The sequence below is a fragment of the Rhodococcus jostii NBRC 16295 genome (assembly GCF_001894825.1).
Taxonomy (GTDB): Bacteria; Actinomycetota; Actinomycetes; order Mycobacteriales; family Mycobacteriaceae; genus Rhodococcus_F; species Rhodococcus_F jostii.
Genome location: NZ_BCWY01000040.1, coordinates 1 through 17,349, shown reverse-complemented (window position 1 = coordinate 17,349; position 17,349 = coordinate 1). Strand labels below are relative to the sequence as shown.

At 67.9% G+C, this 17,349-nt stretch carries 16 protein-coding genes; 13 read left to right on the top strand and 3 right to left on the bottom strand.

Going from position 1 to position 17,349, the window contains the following annotated elements; translation table 11 throughout:
* Window positions 1-37: 37 nt before the first annotated feature.
* Window positions 38-529 carry a Clp protease N-terminal domain-containing protein gene (locus RJ1_RS24485; RefSeq protein WP_073364726.1) on the bottom strand — a complete coding sequence of 164 codons (492 nt, stop codon included), beginning with the start codon at window positions 527-529 and terminating at the stop codon, window positions 38-40.
* Window positions 526-741 (bottom strand): hypothetical protein, encoded by a 216-nt coding sequence (locus tag RJ1_RS24480; protein ID WP_073364807.1) that lies wholly within the window; start codon window positions 739-741, stop codon window positions 526-528. Before RJ1_RS24480 ends, RJ1_RS24485 begins: the two co-directional genes overlap by 4 nt.
* 153 nt (window positions 742-894) lie before the next feature.
* On the opposite strand from RJ1_RS24480, the gene RJ1_RS24475 reads away from it, so the two are divergent.
* A complete protein-coding gene (locus RJ1_RS24475) occupies window positions 895-2,493 on the top strand; it encodes a serine/threonine-protein kinase (RefSeq protein WP_073364724.1) in 1,599 nt (532 codons plus the stop codon).
* A 12-nt stretch (window positions 2,494-2,505) separates the two neighbouring features.
* Here RJ1_RS24475 and RJ1_RS24470 read toward each other — a convergent pair whose 3' ends face one another.
* Window positions 2,506-3,285, bottom strand: coding sequence for an IclR family transcriptional regulator (locus RJ1_RS24470; RefSeq protein ID WP_073364722.1), 780 nt, complete (start codon window positions 3,283-3,285; stop codon window positions 2,506-2,508).
* A gap of 212 nt (window positions 3,286-3,497) precedes the next feature.
* Here RJ1_RS24470 and dctA point away from each other — a divergent pair, with 212 nt between their 5' ends.
* From dctA to RJ1_RS24410, 12 genes are all read left to right on the top strand, one after another.
* Window positions 3,498-4,931, top strand: coding sequence for a C4-dicarboxylate transporter DctA (gene dctA, locus RJ1_RS24465; RefSeq protein WP_073364720.1), 1,434 nt, complete (start codon window positions 3,498-3,500; stop codon window positions 4,929-4,931).
* Entirely contained in the window at window positions 4,924-5,706 is a 783-nt protein-coding gene (locus RJ1_RS24460; protein ID WP_073364718.1) for an MTAP family purine nucleoside phosphorylase, read from the top strand. Before dctA ends, RJ1_RS24460 begins: the two co-directional genes overlap by 8 nt.
* Window position 5,707: 1 nt before the next feature.
* Complete coding sequence (locus RJ1_RS24455) at window positions 5,708-6,115, top strand: allophanate hydrolase-related protein (protein ID WP_073364716.1); 408 nt, start codon at window positions 5,708-5,710, stop codon at window positions 6,113-6,115.
* A 26-nt stretch (window positions 6,116-6,141) separates the two neighbouring features.
* Entirely contained in the window at window positions 6,142-6,963 is an 822-nt protein-coding gene (locus RJ1_RS24450) for a hydroxypyruvate isomerase family protein (protein ID WP_073364715.1), read from the top strand.
* 37 nt (window positions 6,964-7,000) lie between these two features.
* Window positions 7,001-7,885: a 2-hydroxy-3-oxopropionate reductase gene (locus tag RJ1_RS24445; RefSeq protein ID WP_073364713.1), complete on the top strand. Its 885-nt coding sequence runs from the start codon at window positions 7,001-7,003 to the stop codon at window positions 7,883-7,885.
* 36 nt (window positions 7,886-7,921) lie between these two features.
* The gene (gene gcl, locus RJ1_RS24440) at window positions 7,922-9,727 is read left to right on the top strand and encodes a glyoxylate carboligase (RefSeq protein WP_073364711.1); all 1,806 of its coding nucleotides are present in this window, start codon (window positions 7,922-7,924) and stop codon (window positions 9,725-9,727) included.
* Between the two features lie 9 nt (window positions 9,728-9,736).
* Complete coding sequence (locus RJ1_RS24435; RefSeq protein WP_073364709.1) at window positions 9,737-10,888, top strand: glycerate kinase; 1,152 nt, start codon at window positions 9,737-9,739, stop codon at window positions 10,886-10,888.
* Window positions 10,885-11,943 carry an allantoicase gene (gene alc, locus RJ1_RS24430; protein WP_073364707.1) on the top strand — a complete coding sequence of 353 codons (1,059 nt, stop codon included), beginning with the start codon at window positions 10,885-10,887 and terminating at the stop codon, window positions 11,941-11,943. The genes RJ1_RS24435 and alc overlap by 4 nt, the downstream gene beginning before the upstream one ends.
* Window positions 11,944-11,980: 37 nt before the next feature.
* Window positions 11,981-13,378, top strand: coding sequence for an NAD-dependent malic enzyme (locus RJ1_RS24425; RefSeq protein WP_073364705.1), 1,398 nt, complete (start codon window positions 11,981-11,983; stop codon window positions 13,376-13,378).
* On the top strand, window positions 13,371-14,714 hold the full coding sequence (gene allB / locus RJ1_RS24420; RefSeq protein WP_073364806.1) for an allantoinase AllB: 1,344 nt from the start codon (window positions 13,371-13,373) through the stop codon (window positions 14,712-14,714). The genes RJ1_RS24425 and allB overlap by 8 nt, the downstream gene beginning before the upstream one ends.
* Window positions 14,715-14,916: 202 nt before the next feature.
* Complete coding sequence (locus RJ1_RS24415; protein WP_073364703.1) at window positions 14,917-16,473, top strand: NCS1 family nucleobase:cation symporter-1; 1,557 nt, start codon at window positions 14,917-14,919, stop codon at window positions 16,471-16,473.
* 12 nt (window positions 16,474-16,485) lie between these two features.
* Window positions 16,486-17,214 (top strand): aspartate/glutamate racemase family protein, encoded by a 729-nt coding sequence (locus RJ1_RS24410; protein WP_073364701.1) that lies wholly within the window; start codon window positions 16,486-16,488, stop codon window positions 17,212-17,214.
* Window positions 17,215-17,349: the final 135 nt, after the last annotated feature.

Sequence of the window (17,349 nt, the reverse complement as noted above, 5' to 3'; positions counted from 1 at the left end):
TCCGCGTGTCGGCGAGCGCCAGGCCCGGGCCGTCCGCTCAGCCTGCCGGCGCCGCCCGCGCCGCGTCGACGACGGCGGATCGCGTGAGTCCGAGCGACTCCAGTGCTCGCGCCGCGGTGCCGTGCGTGATGGTGGCGACGGCTGCGACGATGTCGGCTCCGACGATCGGTCTCCGTTCCGACTTTGCGAGAGCCGCCGCATTGCGGAACGCGGCCTGGGCCGGTTCGGTCAGTCGCAGCGGCCCGGTGCGGGGGCGGCTCAGTGCGCTGGTGGCGTCGCCCGCGTCCGTCATGCCTGCCGCCGCGAGTGCGTCGCCGTGCACGCGAACGATGGCCTCGCGCAAGGCGTCCCGGCTCGACCCGAGATTCTCGAACACTCGTCCGGCCGTGCCGTCCGGCAGTGCGAACGCCCCGAGAAGGAGGTGTTCGAGACCGGGTTCGCGGTCGCCCAGCCGGTCGGCCTCGGCCTCGGTTTCGGCGAACAGGGTCTTCATCGTGCGCATGTCGCGCCAGGCCCGGGTGAGTGTCATCGTGTTCCCCTCGTCTTCTTGTCGCCCGACCGCCCGGGGCCGAGGCGCTTGTGCGCCGCCTGACCCGAGACGCCGAGCGCCTGGCCGATGTCCGCCCAGGTCCACCCGGCGGAGAGTGCGTGGGTGACGGCGTCGCGCTCGAGTTGATCGGCCTGGCGCCGCAGCGCGACGACGGCAGCGAAAGTGGTGGCCGGATCGGGATCGTCACTCACAGCCATCAACTTATGTTGATGGGCGAGATCCGTCAACCTTTGTTGATGGCGATGCTTCGCGCCCTCGGCGGTGTCGGATCCCGCCGCCATGGGGAAGAATCAGCCCCGGTCGGGAGGTGGTGCCGCGAACGCGGCCGTCGAGGGGAACGGAAGATGGCGGCAGGGTCGCGGGTCGGCACGCAGTTCGGGCAGTACCACCTGCGCGCGCTGTTGGGGCGCGGCGGGATGGGCGAGGTCTACGAGGCGTTCGACACGGTGAAGGGGCGCACCGTGGCCCTGAAACTCCTCGACGTGGAACTGGCGAAGGACGAGACCTACCAGCAGCGTTTCCGCCGCGAATCGCACGCCGCGGCGAGACTTCAGGAACCGCACGTCATCCCGATCCACGACTGGGGCGAGATCGACGGCGTCCTCTACATCGACATGCGCCTCGTCCCCGGCCGGGATCTGCGGTCGTTGCTACGGTCGCACGGTCCGATGGACCCGGCGCGAGCGGCCGTGATCGTGGAGCAGATCGCGGCGGCCCTCGACGCCGCACACGCGGACGGGTTGGTCCATCGGGACGTGAAGCCCGAGAACATCCTGGTCACGGCCAACGACTTCGCGTACCTCGTGGACTTCGGCATCGCCCACTCGAGTTCGGACCTTCGGCTCACCACCCTCGGCAGCGCGGTCGGCTCCTACGCCTACATGGCGCCGGAACGGTTCGACAACGCCCCGGTGGACGGCCGGGCCGACGTCTACTCGCTGGCGTGTGTGCTGCACGAGTGCCTGACCGGGGCGATCCCGTTCCCGTCGAACAGCATCAGCAGCGCCATCCGGGCGCACCTGGCGGCGCCCGCCCCGCGTCCCAGCGCGATCCGGCCCGACCTTCCCACCGCGTTCGACGGCGTCGTCTCGACCGGTCTCGCGAAGAGCCGGGATACGCGGTACCGCACCGCGGGAGCCTTGGCGTCCGCCGCCCGGGCCGCCCTGTCGGGAAGACCACCCGCCCCGACGAACGTCGCGGGCGGACCGGCGCCGACCCGGATCGACAGTGTCGGGCGGCCACCGGAGTACCCGCCGACGAGCGTTCCGCGAGGCCCGGTCGCGCCGCCCCCGCACCACCCGCCCCCGCCGCGGTCGAACTATTACGCGGCGGGTCCGCCTCCGCAGAAGACGCGGTCCGCCGCCGTGCCGGTGATGGTGACGCTGCTGGTGGTGGCGATCATCGCGCTCGGAGGTGTGGTCGCCTGGCTGGTCCTGGACCGGAACAGGCCGGACGATCCGTCGACAACCGCCGCGAGCACCGTCGTGCAGCCACCCGCCGTGCGGACGTCGATCGAGTCCGCGGCACCGGTACCGCCGTCGACGGTCACGCCCCCGACCACGAGGACGACGACTCCGCGGACGACGGTGGCGCCGCCGCCGCCGATGGTCGGCGAGGTGTCGGGCACCGACGAGCAGGGCTTCCTGCCGCCCTCGGACGCGCGCTGCAACTACACCAACCCGGCAGCGTTCATCGGCCGCACCACGAAATCGCTGGTCGTCGTCTGCGAGACCGGGGTCGGGCGGTACTACTACCAGGGTGTCCGTATCAGCGACGGCGCCGCGATCTCCGTTGACGACCCCGTCCCGAACGGGTCCGGGTTCGTCGCTACCAACGCCGGCAACGGCACCCAGTATCGCGTCACCCCGTCCGCGCTGACCATCGTCGGTAGCGACGGGCAGGTCGTCGCCACCGAACCGATGATCGAATCCGCTTACCGCTGAGGGGCGTTCGGGTCAGAGCGCGGCGTTCTTGTCGAACTCGGTGCCCAGCTCCTTCGCGACGCGTTTCAGCATCGGGACGATGTGGTCGGCGGATTCGAGGGTGACGCGGGCGGCGGGCCCGGAGATCGAGATGGCGGTGGGGGTCGGCGCGTTGGGGACGGGCACCGAGAAGCAGCGGACGCCGATCTCCTGCTCGCCCTCGTCGATGGCGAAGCCGCGTTGCCGGCTCAGCTCGAGGTCGGCGATCAGCGAGTCGGGGTCGGTGAGGGAGTTCTCGGTGTAGGACGCCATTCCTGTGCGGGCCACGAGGGAGCGGACGGCGTCGTCGGACAGTTGGAGCAGCAGCGCTTTGCCGACGCCGGTGCAGTGGGTGTAGACGCGGCGACCGACCTCGGTGAACATCCGCATGGAATGTTGGGACGGCACCTGCGCGACGTACACCGCCATGGTCCCGTCGAGTACCGCCATGTTCGCGGTCTCGCCGGTGCCCTTCACGAGTTCGGACAGGTGGGGACGTGACCACTCTCCGATCAGCTGCGTGGCACTTTCGCCGAGCCTGATCAGTTTGGGACCGAGCGCGTACCGCCGGGTGGGGAGTTGCCGGACGTATCCGCGGTTCATGAGGGTGCGGATGAGCCGGTGAATCGTGGGCAGGGGCAGTCCGGCCAACTCGGCGAGTTCGCTGACGCCGATCGACCCGCCCGCGCTCGCCATGAGTTCGAGCAGTTCGAAGGCGCGTTCCACCGACTGCACTCCGCCGGTGGGTGCCTGCGTATTCGTCGTGGGCTCCATGTCGTGCCTCCCCGGTCGTGATGTCGCGAGTGGTCGGGACCTTCCATGAAGCGGAAAAGCCCGTCCGGATGACGATAGCGCGGTTCCGGCGGATCGCGCCGATTCCTTCCCTACATCGGTTGACAAACCCCTGTGTGACGGCGTTCACTATATCGAGATACGAAATACAACTTCCATAATATGGAAAACGCCAAGCCCCGAGGGAGGGCCCCGTGTCTGAAGTCGAAATCGCTGCGAAACCCACAAAGCAGCGTTGGTACAGATCACTTTTCGTCCAGGTCCTGATCGGAATTGCCCTGGGCATCGCCACCGGAATCCTGTTTCCGGAGTTCTCCCATCACCTGGCGCCGCTGGGTGAGGGCTTCATCAAGCTGATCAAAATGGTCGTGTCCCCGCTGATTTTCCTGGTGATCGTCACCGGCATCGCCAAGGTCGGCAGCATGAAAGCGCTCGGAAAGATCGGCGGCAAGGCGCTGCTCTGGTTCACGGCCGCGACGACCTTCGCGCTCGGGCTCGGTCTGCTCGTCGGAAACCTCGTCAAACCGGGTAGCGGGCTCAACATCGACCCGGCCACGCTGGACACCAGCGCCCTGGACGAGAAGACGCAGGGCGGCCACCTGCCGGGTGGCGTCGAGTTCGTCATGCACATCATCCCGACCAGCGTGTTCGATGCGTTCGCCCAGAACAACTTGCTGCAGGTGCTGCTGTTCGCGATCCTGTTCGGTGTCGCGCTGGCGTCCTTCAGTGAGTCGGCTCCGCCGATCCTGATGGATGTGATCGACCAGACGCTGCACGTCATCTTCCGCATCGTCGGCTACATCATGTACCTGGCGCCTCTCGGTGCGTTCGGTGCGATGGCCTTCACCGTCGGCAACTACGGCGCCGGCTCGCTCAAATCCTTCGGAATTCTGATCCTGGCGTGCTACGGAGCGGCACTGGTCTTCATCGTCGTGCTGTCGATCGTCGTCAAGCTGATCACCGGCGTGAATGCGTGGAAGTTCATCAAGTACTGCCGCGAAGAGTTCATGCTCGCCCTGGGCACCGGATCGTCCGAGGCGGTCATGCCCCGCATCATCAAGAAGTTGGACAACGCGGGATGCGACCGCGCGGTCGTCGGTCTGGTGATCCCTACCGGCTACTCGTTCAACCTCGACGGAGCCGCGATCTACCTGTCGCTGGCGATGATGTTCCTGGCGCAGGCGGTCGGGGTGGACCTCGGATTCGGCGAGCAGCTCGCGATCATGGGCATCCTCATCCTCAGCTCCAAGGGAATGGCGGGTGTGCCGGGCTCGGCCTTCGTCGCGCTGTCCGCGACCGCCGCCGCGATCGGTGCATTCCCGGTCGCCGCCGTCGCGCTGCTGCTCGGCGCCGACCGGCTCATGGATTCCATGCGGGTGTTCACGAACCTGCTCGGTAACTGCCTCGCCACCTTCGTGGTCGCGAACTGGGAAGGCCTGCTGGACAAGGACAAGATGCGCGCGGTTCTCGACGGACAGGTGACACCCGACGACCCGGACGACGTCACCGTCCACCCGCACCCGGGACACGAACACCTCCAGAACGCGCCGGAACAGCCGGCGATCGAGAGGACCGAACTGCTGACCGCGAACAAGGCCACGGAAGGAACGGTGAACCACCATGCCTGACACCCAGCCCACCGTGGGGTTGCTCGGCACCTGGGGTTACCACGGACTCCTCGACGACGCCGAGCAGGTCGACATCGAGACTCCGTACGGACCGACCTCGGACAGCATCGTTCTCGGGTCCGCGGGCGGCCGCCGGCTCGCGTACCTGACCCGGACCGGCCGCGACCGCAACATCCCGCCCCACCGGATCAACGCCCGCGCGAACATCTGGGCGCTGCACAGCCTGGGCGTCCGAACGATTCTCGCGCCCACCCCTTCGGGCTCGTTGCGACCGGCGATCGGTGTCGGATCGGTCGTCGTTCCCGACCAGCTGGTCGACCGCACGGGCCGCACCGATGACACCTTCCACGACGACGACGTCCACATCTCGTTCGCGGACCCCTTCTGCGCCCACGGACGCCGAGCGGTGGTGTCGACGCTCCGCAGGAACGGCTGGGTGGTCAACGACGGCGGCGTGATGGTCGCGATCCGCGGTCCCCGATTCTCGACCCGCGCCGAATCACGCTGGTACGCATCGCAGGGATGGGACCTGATCAGCATGACCCCGTACCCCGAAGCTGCGTTGGCCCGGGAACTCGACATGTCCTACACCTGCATCGCCCTGGTCACCGATCACGACGTCATCAGCGACACCCCGTGGCCCGTCACCCAGGACCTGGTGCGGGAGGGTCTCGACGCCAACACCAAACGACTACGCGAAGCGCTGCTGCAGGTAGCGATCGAACTGGCAGGCCGGCCCGAAGTGGCGGCAACTGCCCACGGAAGAAGGAGCTGACATGGCTGAACTGTTCTGCAACGGTGGCGCGATGCGAGGTGGAAACCTCCATCACAACGTATCCGCACACACGTTCCTCGGTACGGTCCGGACCGCACCGAACTACCGATTCTTCTCCGTGCGTGACGAATTCCCGGCCCTCCTCCTGACGGAGAGCGGTGGCGCCTCGATCGAGGGCGAACTCTACGACGTCCCGATCGGCGACATCCGCACCGACTTCCTCCCCGATGAGCCCGAGGAACTCGAGCTCACCGTGATCGAACTGTCCGACGGCCGTTCGGTTCTGGCGGTAGGGCTGCGTCCGGGTCTGCTCGAGAGCAAGGCCGGTGAGCTCACCGAGATCACCGATCACGGCGGCTGGCGTCGCTACCGGGTCCTGCCCGAGCCCGACAACACCACAGTCTCCTGAACATCCCGAGCGTGAAAGAACAGCCGATGGATACCTTTGCCTACACCCTGAACTGCTCGATCCTGCTGACCGACGTGCCGCTCCTGCAGCGTCCGCAGGCGGCGCGGGACGCCGGATTCGACGCCGTCGAATTCTGGTGGCCGTTCGACACCGCCGTACCGCGGGACAGCGACGTCGACGCGTTCGTGGCCGCGATCGAGAACGCCGGAGTGCAGCTCACGGGGTTGAACTTCGCGGCGGGGAACATGCCGGCGGGGGACCGCGGACTGCTGTCCGACCCGGCGCAGGTCTCGGCGTTCCGCGACAACATCGACATCACCGTCGGAATCGGAGAACGGCTGGGCACCAGAGCGTTCAACGCCCTGTACGGTAATCGTATCGACGGCGCAGACCCGAAGACCCAGGACGACACGGCCATCGAGAACCTCGCCCAGGCGGGCAAGGCGTCGGATCGTATCGGTGCGGTCGTTCTCGTCGAACCGGTCAGCGGCACACCGGCGTACCCGCTGAAGACCGCGGCGGACGCGATCGCCGTGATCGACCGGGTGAAGGCCGAGCACGGTGTCGATTCGCTCCGGCTCCTCGCCGACCTCTATCACCTCGAGGTCAACGGCGACGACATCGGCGCCGCGATCGATGCCTATGCAGACCGCATCGGGCACGTGCAGATCGCGGATGCGCCGGGACGCGGCGAACCCGGCACCGGAACACTCGACATCGACGGCTACTTGACGAGGCTCGCCGCCCACGGTTACCGCGGGTACGTCGGGCTCGAATACAAGGCGACGCGGCCGGACACCTTCGACTGGTTGCCCCGCGAACAGCGCGCGACCCGCGCCGGCCGCTGACACACACCACCACACTCAGACGGAATCGAGGAGACTCGTGAGCACTATCGCATTCATCGGACTCGGAATCATGGGCAGCCCCATGGCCGTTCATCTCGCCAAGGCCGGCCACCAGGTGGTCGGATACAACCGCTCGCCCGAGCGCACCGCGGCGCTCGTCGACGCCGGGGGCACCGCGGCCGACTCCATCGCCAAGGCCGTTGCCGGCGCCGACGTCGTGGCCGTGATGGTCCCCGACTCCCCGGACGTCCAGGCCGTACTCGCCGGCGAGGACGGAGTCTTCGAGCACGCCCCGGCCGGCGCCCTGATCATCGACTTCTCCAGCATCCGGCCCGACGTCACCACCGCCCTCGCCGCGCAGGCAACCGAGCGGGGCTTCCGGCTGATCGACGCCCCGGTATCGGGTGGCGAGGCCGGTGCGGTCAACGCCGCACTGTCGATCATGGTCGGCGGCGCGCCGGAGGATTTCGAGGCGGCCAAGCCGATCCTCGACACCGTCGGCAAGACCGTGGTGCACGTGGGCCCGAACGGTTCCGGGCAGACGGTGAAGGCCGCGAACCAGCTGATCGTCGCGGGCAACATCCAACTCCTCGCCGAGGCGATCATCTTCCTCGAGGCCTACGGTGTCGACACCGCGGCTGCGGTCGAGGTGCTCGGCGGCGGGCTGGCCGGATCGGCCGTCCTGAACCAGAAGGCACAGAAGATGCTGGACCGGTCCTTCGAACCGGGATTCCGCATCGAACTGCACCACAAGGACCTCGGCATCGTGACCAGCGCCGCTCGCGAGGCCGGTGTCGTGACACCCCTCGGCGCGGTCGTCGCCCAGCTGATGGCCTCCGCCCGTGCGAACGGTGATGGTGGCCTGGACCATTCGGGCCTGCTGCGTGGAGTGGAGCGGCTGTCCGGCCGCCCCTCCCAGTGACCCGTTCCAACTCGTAATCCTCGATGGAGAAGTGATATGCCTCGTATGCGCGCCGCTGACGCAGCGGTCAAGATTCTGGAACTCGAAGGTGCCACTCAGGCCTTCGGCCTCCCCGGTGCGGCGATCAACCCGTTCTACGCAGCAATGCGTAACCACGGAGGAATCAAGCACATCCTCGCCCGCCACGTCGAGGGCGCCTCCCACATGGCCGAGGGATTCACCCGCGCCAAGGCCGGAAACATCGGAGTCTGCATCGGCACCTCCGGGCCCGCCGGAACCGACATGATCACCGGTCTGTATTCGGCCATGGCGGACTCGATCCCGATCCTCGCGATCACCGGCCAAGCTCCCGTGGCGCGCCTGCACAAGGAAGACTTCCAGGCCGTCGACATCGCCTCGATCGCAGGCCCGGTCACGAAGATGGCGATGACGGTGCTCGAGCCGGCCCAGGTTCCGGGAGCGTTCGCGCAGGCATTTCACTTGATGCGGTCTGGTCGGCCAGGACCGGTGCTCATCGACCTGCCGATCGACGTGCAGTTGGCGGAGATCGACTTCGACCCGGATACCTACCAGCCGCTGCCCGTGTACAAGCCGGCCGCGACCCGCGCGCAGGCGGAGAAGGCACTCGACATGCTGGGTGCCGCCGAACGCCCGCTGATCGTTGCGGGCGGTGGCATCATCAACGCCGACGCCGCGGACCTGCTGGTGGAACTGGCCGAACTGCTGGACATTCCGGTCGTGCCGACGCTGATGGGCTGGGGCACCATCCCGGACGACCACCGTCTCGCCGCCGGGATGGTCGGACTGCAGACCGCCCACCGATACGGCAACGCCACGATGCTGGCGTCGGACTTCGTCCTCGGCATCGGCAACCGGTGGGCCAACCGGCACACGGGCGGTCTCGACACCTACCGGAAGGGCCGCAAGTTCGTTCACGTCGACATCGAACCCACCCAGATCGGTCGCGTGTTCGCGCCCGACTACGGGATCGTGTCCGACGCCAAGGCTGCGCTCGAACTGTTCGTCGCCGTCGCGAAGGAGCGCAAGGCCGCCGGAACCCTGGCGGACCGCAGCACCTGGGTCGAGGACTGTGCCACCCGGAAGCGGACCATGCAGCGCAAGACCCACTTCGACGACGTCCCGGTCAAACCGCAGCGCGTGTACGAGGAGATGAACCGCGTCTTCGGGCGCGACACCCGGTACGTGAGCACGATCGGGCTCTCGCAGATCGCCGGCGGCCAGTTCCTGCACGTCTACAAGGCCCGCAACTGGATCAACTGCGGGCAGGCCGGGCCGCTCGGCTGGACGATCCCCGCCGCTCTCGGAGTGGTTGCCGCGGAGCCGGAGACGCCCGTCGTGGCGCTGTCCGGTGACTACGACTTCCAGTTCATGATCGAGGAACTGGCCGTGGGCGCCCAGTTCAACCTGCCGTACATCCACGTCGTGGTGAACAACTCCTACCTGGGACTGATCCGTCAGGCACAGCGCGCGTTCGACATGGACTTCTGCGTGCAACTGGGCTTCGACAACATCAACACCCAGGAGCGGAGCGAGCACGAGACGATGCCCGCGGTCCCGAAGGGGTACGGCGTCGATCACGTCAAGGTCGCCGAGGGCCTGGGCTGCAAGGCCCTGCGGGTCACCGAGCCGGGCGAGATCGCCGGCGCCCTGGAGAAGGCCCGCGAACTCGCCGGAGAACACAAGGTGCCGGTGGTCGTCGAGGTCTTCCTCGAGCGGGTCACCAACATCGCGATGGGCACCGAACTCGACAACGTCGCCGAGTTCGAGGATCTGGCGGAGAGCTGGGAGCACGCTCCCACAGCTCTCATGCTGCTGGACTAGGGGCGCACCGTGACACGTGTACTGGTCGCACCCGACAAGTTCAAGGGATCTCTCACCGCAGCGGAAGTCGCGGACGCCCTCGCCGACGGGCTCCTCGCCGGTGATCCGTCCTGGGTGATCGATAGGGTACCGGTGGCGGACGGCGGTGACGGCACCGTCGCGGCGGCCGTCGCCGCGGGCTGGACCCCGGTCCCGGTCGACACCACGGGACCGACGGGGCTGCCCGTGACCTCGTCCTACGCGGTGCGCGATTCGACCGCGGTGGTGGAACTGGCGTCGGCCGTGGGATTGGTCCTGCTCCCGGACGGTGCTCCGGACCCGCTGGGTGCCAGTACATTCGGACTCGGCACCGTCGTCAGGCATGCGCTGGAGGGGGGAGCTCGCGAGATCATCGTCGGTCTCGGGGGCAGCGCGTCAACCGACGGCGGTGCCGGCTTGTTGCAGGCTCTCGGCGTGCGTGTTCTCGACGCCGAGGGCAACGACGTCGCACCGGGCGGAGCGGCGCTGCGCTGCGCCGCCCGGGTCGACCTCACCGGCCTCCACCCTGCGGCGCGGGCGGCGCAGTTCCGGCTCGCCTGCGACGTCGACAACCCGCTTCTCGGCCCGAGTGGCGCCACCGCCGTGTATGCGAGCCAAAAAGGCGCGGCGGCAGAAGAACTGGTCGTTCTGGAAGACGCGATGACGCGGTTTGCGCAGGTCGTGCGCGCCGCGACGGGCCGCGACGACAGCCGGGTCGCGGGGGCCGGCGCCGCGGGCGGAGCGGCGTTCGGAGCGATCTCGGTGCTGGGCGCGGACACCCGACCCGGGATCGACACGGTCCTCGGTCTCGTCGACTTCCGTCGGCGCCTGGCCGCCGCAGACCTCGTCGTCACCGGCGAGGGGTCTCTGGACGCGCAGAGCCTGCACGGCAAGGCCCCGATCGGCGTCGCGACCGAGGCGCGGGCAGAGGGAATCCCCGTCCTCGCCGTGTGCGGCCGAAACCTACTCAGCGACATCCAATTACACAGCGCCGGAATATCCGCGGCCTACGCGCTCGCGGATCTGGAACCGGACCTTCATCGATCGATCCGACATGCGGCGGAGCTACTGCGCCGGATCGGCTGCACCATCGCCGCATCGTCCGACGAACTCACCACACTCAGCACACGAGGAGAATCATGACTTCTGCCGACTTCACCGCCCTGCCCGACCTCGCCTCACGAGCCCTCGGCGGGAGCGTATCCGCCGCCAACGACGAACTGTTCGCCCAGCGGGAGAACCTCATCAAGGCGGAGGCCCCGTTCTTCGATCCCGCGGACTTCGGACACAAGGGCAAGGTCTACGACGGCTGGGAGACTCGCCGCCGCCGGGACGACGGCCACGACTACGCGATCGTCCGCCTCGGCGCCGCCGGCATCATCCACGGGATCGTCGTGGACACCGCACACTTCAAGGGCAACTACCCGCCCTTCATCTCCGTCGAGGCGGCCTCGATCGAGGGCTACCCGTCCATCGAGGAGGTCATGAAGGCGGATTGGCAGACCATCGTCGAGAAGTCCCCCGCCGAGGGACACGCGGCGAACCAGTACGCCGTCGCCGACCGGCACCGGTGGACCCACGTGCGGCTCTCGATCTACCCCGACGGCGGCGTCGCCCGGCTGCGCGTGCACGGCGAGGTCGTGCCCGACCCCCGGTTCCTCGACGGGACCGTCGACCTGCTGGCCGCTGAGAACGGCGGCCGCCTCGTCGGCTGCTCCGACGCGTTCTACGCGTCACCCGCGAACATCATCCTTCCCGGGCGGGCCCGGAACATGGGGGAGGGCTGGGAGAACTCCCGGCGCCGCGGCGGCGGCAACGACTTCGCCGTGTTCTCGCTCGCCGCGGCCGGAGCTCCGCGGCACGTCGAGATCGATACCAGCTACTACGTGGGGAACGCGCCGGGCTGGGTGCGGCTGAGCACCGCCGACGCGCGCACCGCCGACATCGCGGACGAGGGCGCGTGGACGGAATTGCTGCCGCGCACGGCCGTACAACCCGACACGCGGCACCGGTTCGTTCTGGACGGCACCGCCGCCGCCACCCACCTGCGGCTCGACGTCTACCCCGACGGTGGCCTGTCCCGACTGCGGCTGTTCGGTGATCTCGACGCGACAGCGCTGTCCGAGACGCGGCGCACCTGGTGGGACGCCCTCCCACAGACCCATCAGGCGCTCGTCGCCGACCAGGCGCCCCGCTAGCACCCTCTACCCCTTCGACGAACCCGAGGAAACAACCATGCCCAATACCAGTCCCGGTTACTCCATCACCGTTCGCGTCACGGCCCCGGTCGGCGCGGGCACCACCTCGACCCTCGCGGGGGCGGTGGCCTCCGTGAAGGGGGCCATGACCGCGCTGGACGTGGTGGAGAGCCACCCCGACCACATGGTCATCGACGTCACGTGCGACGCGTCCGACGTCGAGCACGCCGAACAGATCGCGTCCGCGATCGCCGACGTGCCCGGTGTCGTGGTGGGCAAGGTCAGTGACCGCACGTTCCTGCTCCATCTCGGCGGGAAACTCGAAGTGGTGCCGAAGGTTCCGCTCAAGCACCGGGACGACCTGTCCCGCGCCTACACGCCCGGCGTCGCCCGGGTGTGCACCGCGATCGCCGAGAACCCCGAGGACGTACGGCGGCTGACGATCAAACGCAACACCGTCGCGGTCGTCACCGACGGCTCGGCCGTGCTGGGGCTGGGCAACATCGGGGCCGCCGCGTCGATTCCGGTGATGGAGGGCAAGGCGGCGCTGTTCAAGCAGTTCGCGGATGTCGACGCGTGGCCGGTGTGCCTGGACACCCAGGACACGGACGCGATCGTCGAGATCGTCCGGGCGCTCGCCCCGGTGTACGGCGGAATCAACCTGGAGGACATCTCCGCCCCGCGATGCTTCGAGATCGAGGCCCGGCTCCGCGACATGCTGGACATCCCGGTGTTCCACGACGACCAGCACGGCACGGCCATCGTGGTTCTCGCCGCACTGACCAATGCCCTGCGCGTGGTCGAGAAGAGCCTCGACACGGTGAAGATCGTGGTCTCGGGTGTCGGCGCCGCCGGACACGCCATCATCCGTCTGCTGGTGGCGCAGGGTGCGACGAACATCGTGGCGTGCGGGCGGGGCGGAATCCTCTCGCCCGACGACACGTCCGACTCGTTCCGTTCCTGGATCGCGGACAACACCAACCCGGAAGCGCGGTCCGGATCGCTGCGGGACGCACTGGTCGGCGCCGACGTGTTCATCGGTGTCTCGGCACCGGACATCCTCACCGGCGACGACATCGCGACGATGGGTCCCGACTCGATCGTGTTCGCCCTCGCGAATCCGGTACCCGAGGTCGATCCCGTCGCCGCCGGGCAGCACGCTGCCGTGGTCGCGACCGGCCGTTCCGACTTCCCGAACCAGATCAACAACGTGCTCGCGTTCCCGGGCGTGTTCCGGGGTCTGCTCGACGCGCATGCCGTCGAGATCACCGACGACATGCTCATCGCCGCCGCCCGGGCGATCTCCGATTCGGTGTCCCCGTCGGAGCTCAATCCCACATACATCGTGCCGAGCGTGTTCGATGCAGCCGTGGCCCCGGCCGTGGCGGCAGCGGTGCGCGGCATCGCCGGCGCAGGTCGTGAAGGCGATGTCTGACCCGCTCGATCTGCTGTTCCGTGCCCCGCGGGTGATCACCGCGGCGGGGGAGGTCGCGCGGTGCGTGGGCGTGCGGGACGGCCGGATCGTCGTCATCGAACCGTTCGGCGCCCAGCTCGACGCGGAGGTCGTCGTCGAACTGGGCGACGACGAGGTGCTGATCCCCGGTCTCGTCGACACCCACGTGCACGTCAACGAGCCGGGCCGCACCGAATGGGAGGGCTTCGCGAGCGCGACCCGCGCGGCCGCGGCCGGCGGCGTGACCACGATCGTCGACATGCCGCTCAACAGCATCCCGCCGACCGTCGACGCCGAGGCCCTGGACGTCAAACGTCGGGTCGCGTCCGATCAGGCGTACGTCGACGTCGGATTCTGGGGCGGCGCCGTGCCCGGCAACGTCCCGGACCTGCGGGCCCTGCACGACGCGGGCGTGTTCGGGTTCAAATGCTTCCTGCTGCACTCCGGTGTCGACGAGTTTCCGCCGTTGGATCCGGCCGAGCTCGAACTGGCGCTGAAGGAGATCGCCGGGTTCGGCGCGATGATGTTCGTGCACGCGGAAGACGCGCATGCGATCGACCGCGCGGCGTCACCCGGCGGTGAGAACTATTCGGACTTCCTCGACTCGCGGCCGCGGGGCGCCGAGAATCTCGCCATTGCCGAGGTCATCGAGCTGGCGCGATGGACCGGGTGCCGGGTGCACATCCTGCACCTGTCGAGTTCCGATGCGTTGCCGATGATCGCGTCCGCCCGCAAGGACGGCGTGAAGCTCACGGTGGAGACGTGCCCGCACTATCTGTCGTTCGTCTCGGAAGAGATACCTTCGGGAGCAACGCAATTCAAGTGCTGCCCGCCGATCCGTGAAGCCGGGAACCGTGAGCTGCTGTGGCAGGGCCTGGCCGACGGGGTGATCGACTGCGTCGTCACCGACCATTCCCCGTGCACGGTCGACCTCAAGCGGTTCGACATCGGCGACTTCGGTGTCGCGTGGGGCGGCATCGCCTCGCTGCAGGTGTCGCTGTCCGCGGTGTGGTCGGAGGCCAAACGTCGCGGGCACAGCCTGAACGACGTGGTCCGATGGATGGCGGAGAACCCGGCCGAGCAGGTCGGGCTGAACACGAAAGGGCACATCGCGCTGGGGTACGCGGCGGATTTCGCCGTGTTCGCGCCCGAGGAGGCGTTCGTCGTCGACGTGGCCGCCCTGCAGCACAAGAATCCCGTCTCCGCCTACGATCGGCGTGCCCTCGCCGGCGTCGTGCGCAGTACCTGGCTGGCAGGCAAGCGGATCGACCTCGACGAGGCGCCCCGCGGGCGACTGCTCAGCCGCGGACTGGCCTGACGCCCCCTGACCCTCACAACGCGCTGGATCCGAAAGATCCAGTGCTACAGCGGGTTTGTCGTGTCCCAGGCGGTGCGGCACCAAGATATATCCTGCCGAAATCATTGACCGCCCACTGTTGCCTGGCTCACACTTGGAGGGACCAATGGAACAAGCTTTCCGTGATACGGAAGTTCGTTCGCCGCCACGCAAGGACAGGCACATGCTCATAGACGACACAGTCTCGCGGCACACCACCGTCGACCACACTGCCGCCGCCGTCCACGGCCGCACTCAGCCGACTACGTCGGCGACGCCGACAGCGACCGAGACGAGCACCACACTCTACAACTTGGACCTGGCCCCCACGAAGGCCACCGGCCGCCGGTGGGGTAGCTACAGCATCTTCACGCTGTGGACCAACGACGTCCACAACATCGCCAACTACTCGTTCGCGATCGGCCTGTTCGCACTCGGGCTCGGCGGCGGCCACATGATCCTGTCTCTCATGATCGGCGCGGTCATCGTCTGCGCCGCGATGACCTACGCCGGATTCATGGGGCAGAAGACGGGCGTGCCGTTCCCCGTGATGAGCCGGATCAGTTTCGGTATCCGCGGCGCCCAGATTCCCGCGATGGTCCGCGCGGTCATCGCGATCGTCTGGTTCGGAATCCAGACCTACCTCGCTTCGATCGTCTTCCGGATCTTCCTCGTCGCCGTCGCGCCCTCCCTCGACCGCTTCGACCAGAACTCGATCCTCGGACTGTCCAGCCTCGGATGGATCTGCTTCATCGGGATCTGGGCGATCCAGATCGTCGTCCTCATCTACGGGATGGAGGCGGTGCGCAAATTCGAGAGTCTGGCCGGTCCGCTGATCCTCGTGACGGTCGGTTCGCTCGCCCTGTGGATGCTGTTCCGTACCGACTTCTCCATCGCCTGGACGTCCGATCAGCCCGCCTCGGGCGGCGAGATGTGGCGCCAGGTCTTCGCGGGCGCGGCCCTGTGGATGTCGATCTACGGCACCCTGATCCTCAACTTCTGCGACTTCTCGAGGCGCTCTCCGTCCAAGACGGCTGTGGTGCGCGGCAACTTCTGGGGCCTGTTCGTCAACGTCCTCGCGTTCGCCGTCATCGCGTTCATCCTGTGCGGCGCCCAGTTCCGGATCGACGGCACGATCATCGACAGCCCCACCGACATCGTCGCGGCGATCCCGAACACCCTGTTCCTGTCGCTGGCCTGCCTCGCCCTCGTCATCGTCACGATGGCCGTCAACGTCATGGCGAACTTCGTCGCGCCGTCGTACGTGCTGTCGAACCTCGCCCCCGAGAAGATCAGCTTCCGCAAGGCGGGCATCATCAGCGCCTGCATCGGTGTGGTCCTGCTGCCCTGGAACCTCTACGACAGCCCGGTGGTGATCAACTACTTCCTCGGCGGCCTCGGTGCCGTCCTCGGCCCGCTGTTCGGCATCATCTTCGTCGACTACTGGTTCATCCGCCGCACGAAGGTCGACGTACCCGCGCTCTACTCGGACAGCCCGACCGGAACCTACTACTACCGCAAGGGATTCAACCTGCGGGCGATCTACGCCCTCGTTCCCGCCGCCCTCGTGAGCACACTGTTCGCGATCGTCCCCGCCTTCCATCTCGTCGCCCCCTTCTCGTGGTTCATCGGCGCGGGCCTGGCTGCGGCCATCTACGCGGTCGTCGGCGACCGCACCCGGCAGTACGTGGACGTGTCCGGCGAGTCCATCGCCGTGGACAGTGGCCACGGCGACCACTGACAGGAGCTTTCGATGCGCATTCTCGTCGTCAACGTCAACACCACCGCGTCCATCACGGACGCCATCGCCAAGCAGGCCGAGGCCGCGGCCGCACCCGGCACCGAGATCGTCGGGCTGACACCGGAGATCGGTGCGGAGTCCGTCGAAGGGAACTTCGAGAGCTACCTCGCCGCGATCGCGGTGATGGACCGGGTGCGGTCGTACCCGGAACCCTACGATGCGGTGATCCAGGCCGGCTACGGCGAACACGGCCGGGAAGGTCTGCAGGAACTGCTCGACGTACCGGTCGTCGACATCACCGAGGCCTCCGCGAGCATCGCAATGATGCTGGGGCGCAAGTACTCCGTGGTCACCACCCTCGACCGCACCGTGCCGCTCATCGAAGACAGGCTCCGGCTCGCCGGCCTCGACGCCAAGTGCGCGAGTGTGCGCGCGAGCGGGCTGCCCGTCCTCGCGCTGGAAACCGACCCCGAACGGACCATCGAGGCGATCGTCGACGAAGCCGAAGCTGCTGTGCGCGAAGACAAGGCCGAGGTGATCTGTCTCGGCTGCGGCGGAATGGCCGGCCTCGACGAGCGGATCCGCGAGCGCACCGGGGTTCCGGTGGTCGACGGCGTCAGTGCGGCTGTGAAATTGGCGGAATCTCTTGTAGGGTTGGGGCTCTCGACCTCGAAGGTGCGCACGTACGCGCCCCCGCGTCCCAAGCAGATCACCGGTTGGCCGCTGACGAAACCGCGGTAGCCACATGCTGTGAGCTGTCCCAGCTTCGTCCTCACCCCGGACGGATCCCACGGCGCCGCACCCCGCGCCCGCAACGATGGAGTATCCCTTGCTCGAACAGACCACGACCTCCGCAGACCACGCCCGAGCGGGTTC

What these genes read in the sequence shown, in the direction of transcription:
- RJ1_RS24415 (WP_073364703.1), top strand. Translation starts at nt 14,917, where the DNA reads ATGCTCATAGACGACACAGTCTCGCGGCACACCACCGTCGACCACACT.
- RJ1_RS24450 (WP_073364715.1), top strand. Translation starts at nt 6,142, where the DNA reads ATGGATACCTTTGCCTACACCCTGAACTGCTCGATCCTGCTGACCGAC.
- RJ1_RS24455 (WP_073364716.1), top strand. Translation starts at nt 5,708, where the DNA reads ATGGCTGAACTGTTCTGCAACGGTGGCGCGATGCGAGGTGGAAACCTC.
- alc (WP_073364707.1), top strand. Translation starts at nt 10,885, where the DNA reads ATGACTTCTGCCGACTTCACCGCCCTGCCCGACCTCGCCTCACGAGCC.
- RJ1_RS24470 (WP_073364722.1), bottom strand. Translation starts at nt 3,285, where the DNA reads ATGGAGCCCACGACGAATACGCAGGCACCCACCGGCGGAGTGCAGTCG.
- RJ1_RS24425 (WP_073364705.1), top strand. Translation starts at nt 11,981, where the DNA reads ATGCCCAATACCAGTCCCGGTTACTCCATCACCGTTCGCGTCACGGCC.
- allB (WP_073364806.1), top strand. Translation starts at nt 13,371, where the DNA reads ATGTCTGACCCGCTCGATCTGCTGTTCCGTGCCCCGCGGGTGATCACC.
- RJ1_RS24460 (WP_073364718.1), top strand. Translation starts at nt 4,924, where the DNA reads ATGCCTGACACCCAGCCCACCGTGGGGTTGCTCGGCACCTGGGGTTAC.
- gcl (WP_073364711.1), top strand. Translation starts at nt 7,922, where the DNA reads ATGCCTCGTATGCGCGCCGCTGACGCAGCGGTCAAGATTCTGGAACTC.
- RJ1_RS24410 (WP_073364701.1), top strand. Translation starts at nt 16,486, where the DNA reads ATGCGCATTCTCGTCGTCAACGTCAACACCACCGCGTCCATCACGGAC.
- RJ1_RS24485 (WP_073364726.1), bottom strand. Translation starts at nt 529, where the DNA reads ATGACACTCACCCGGGCCTGGCGCGACATGCGCACGATGAAGACCCTG.
- RJ1_RS24475 (WP_073364724.1), top strand. Translation starts at nt 895, where the DNA reads ATGGCGGCAGGGTCGCGGGTCGGCACGCAGTTCGGGCAGTACCACCTG.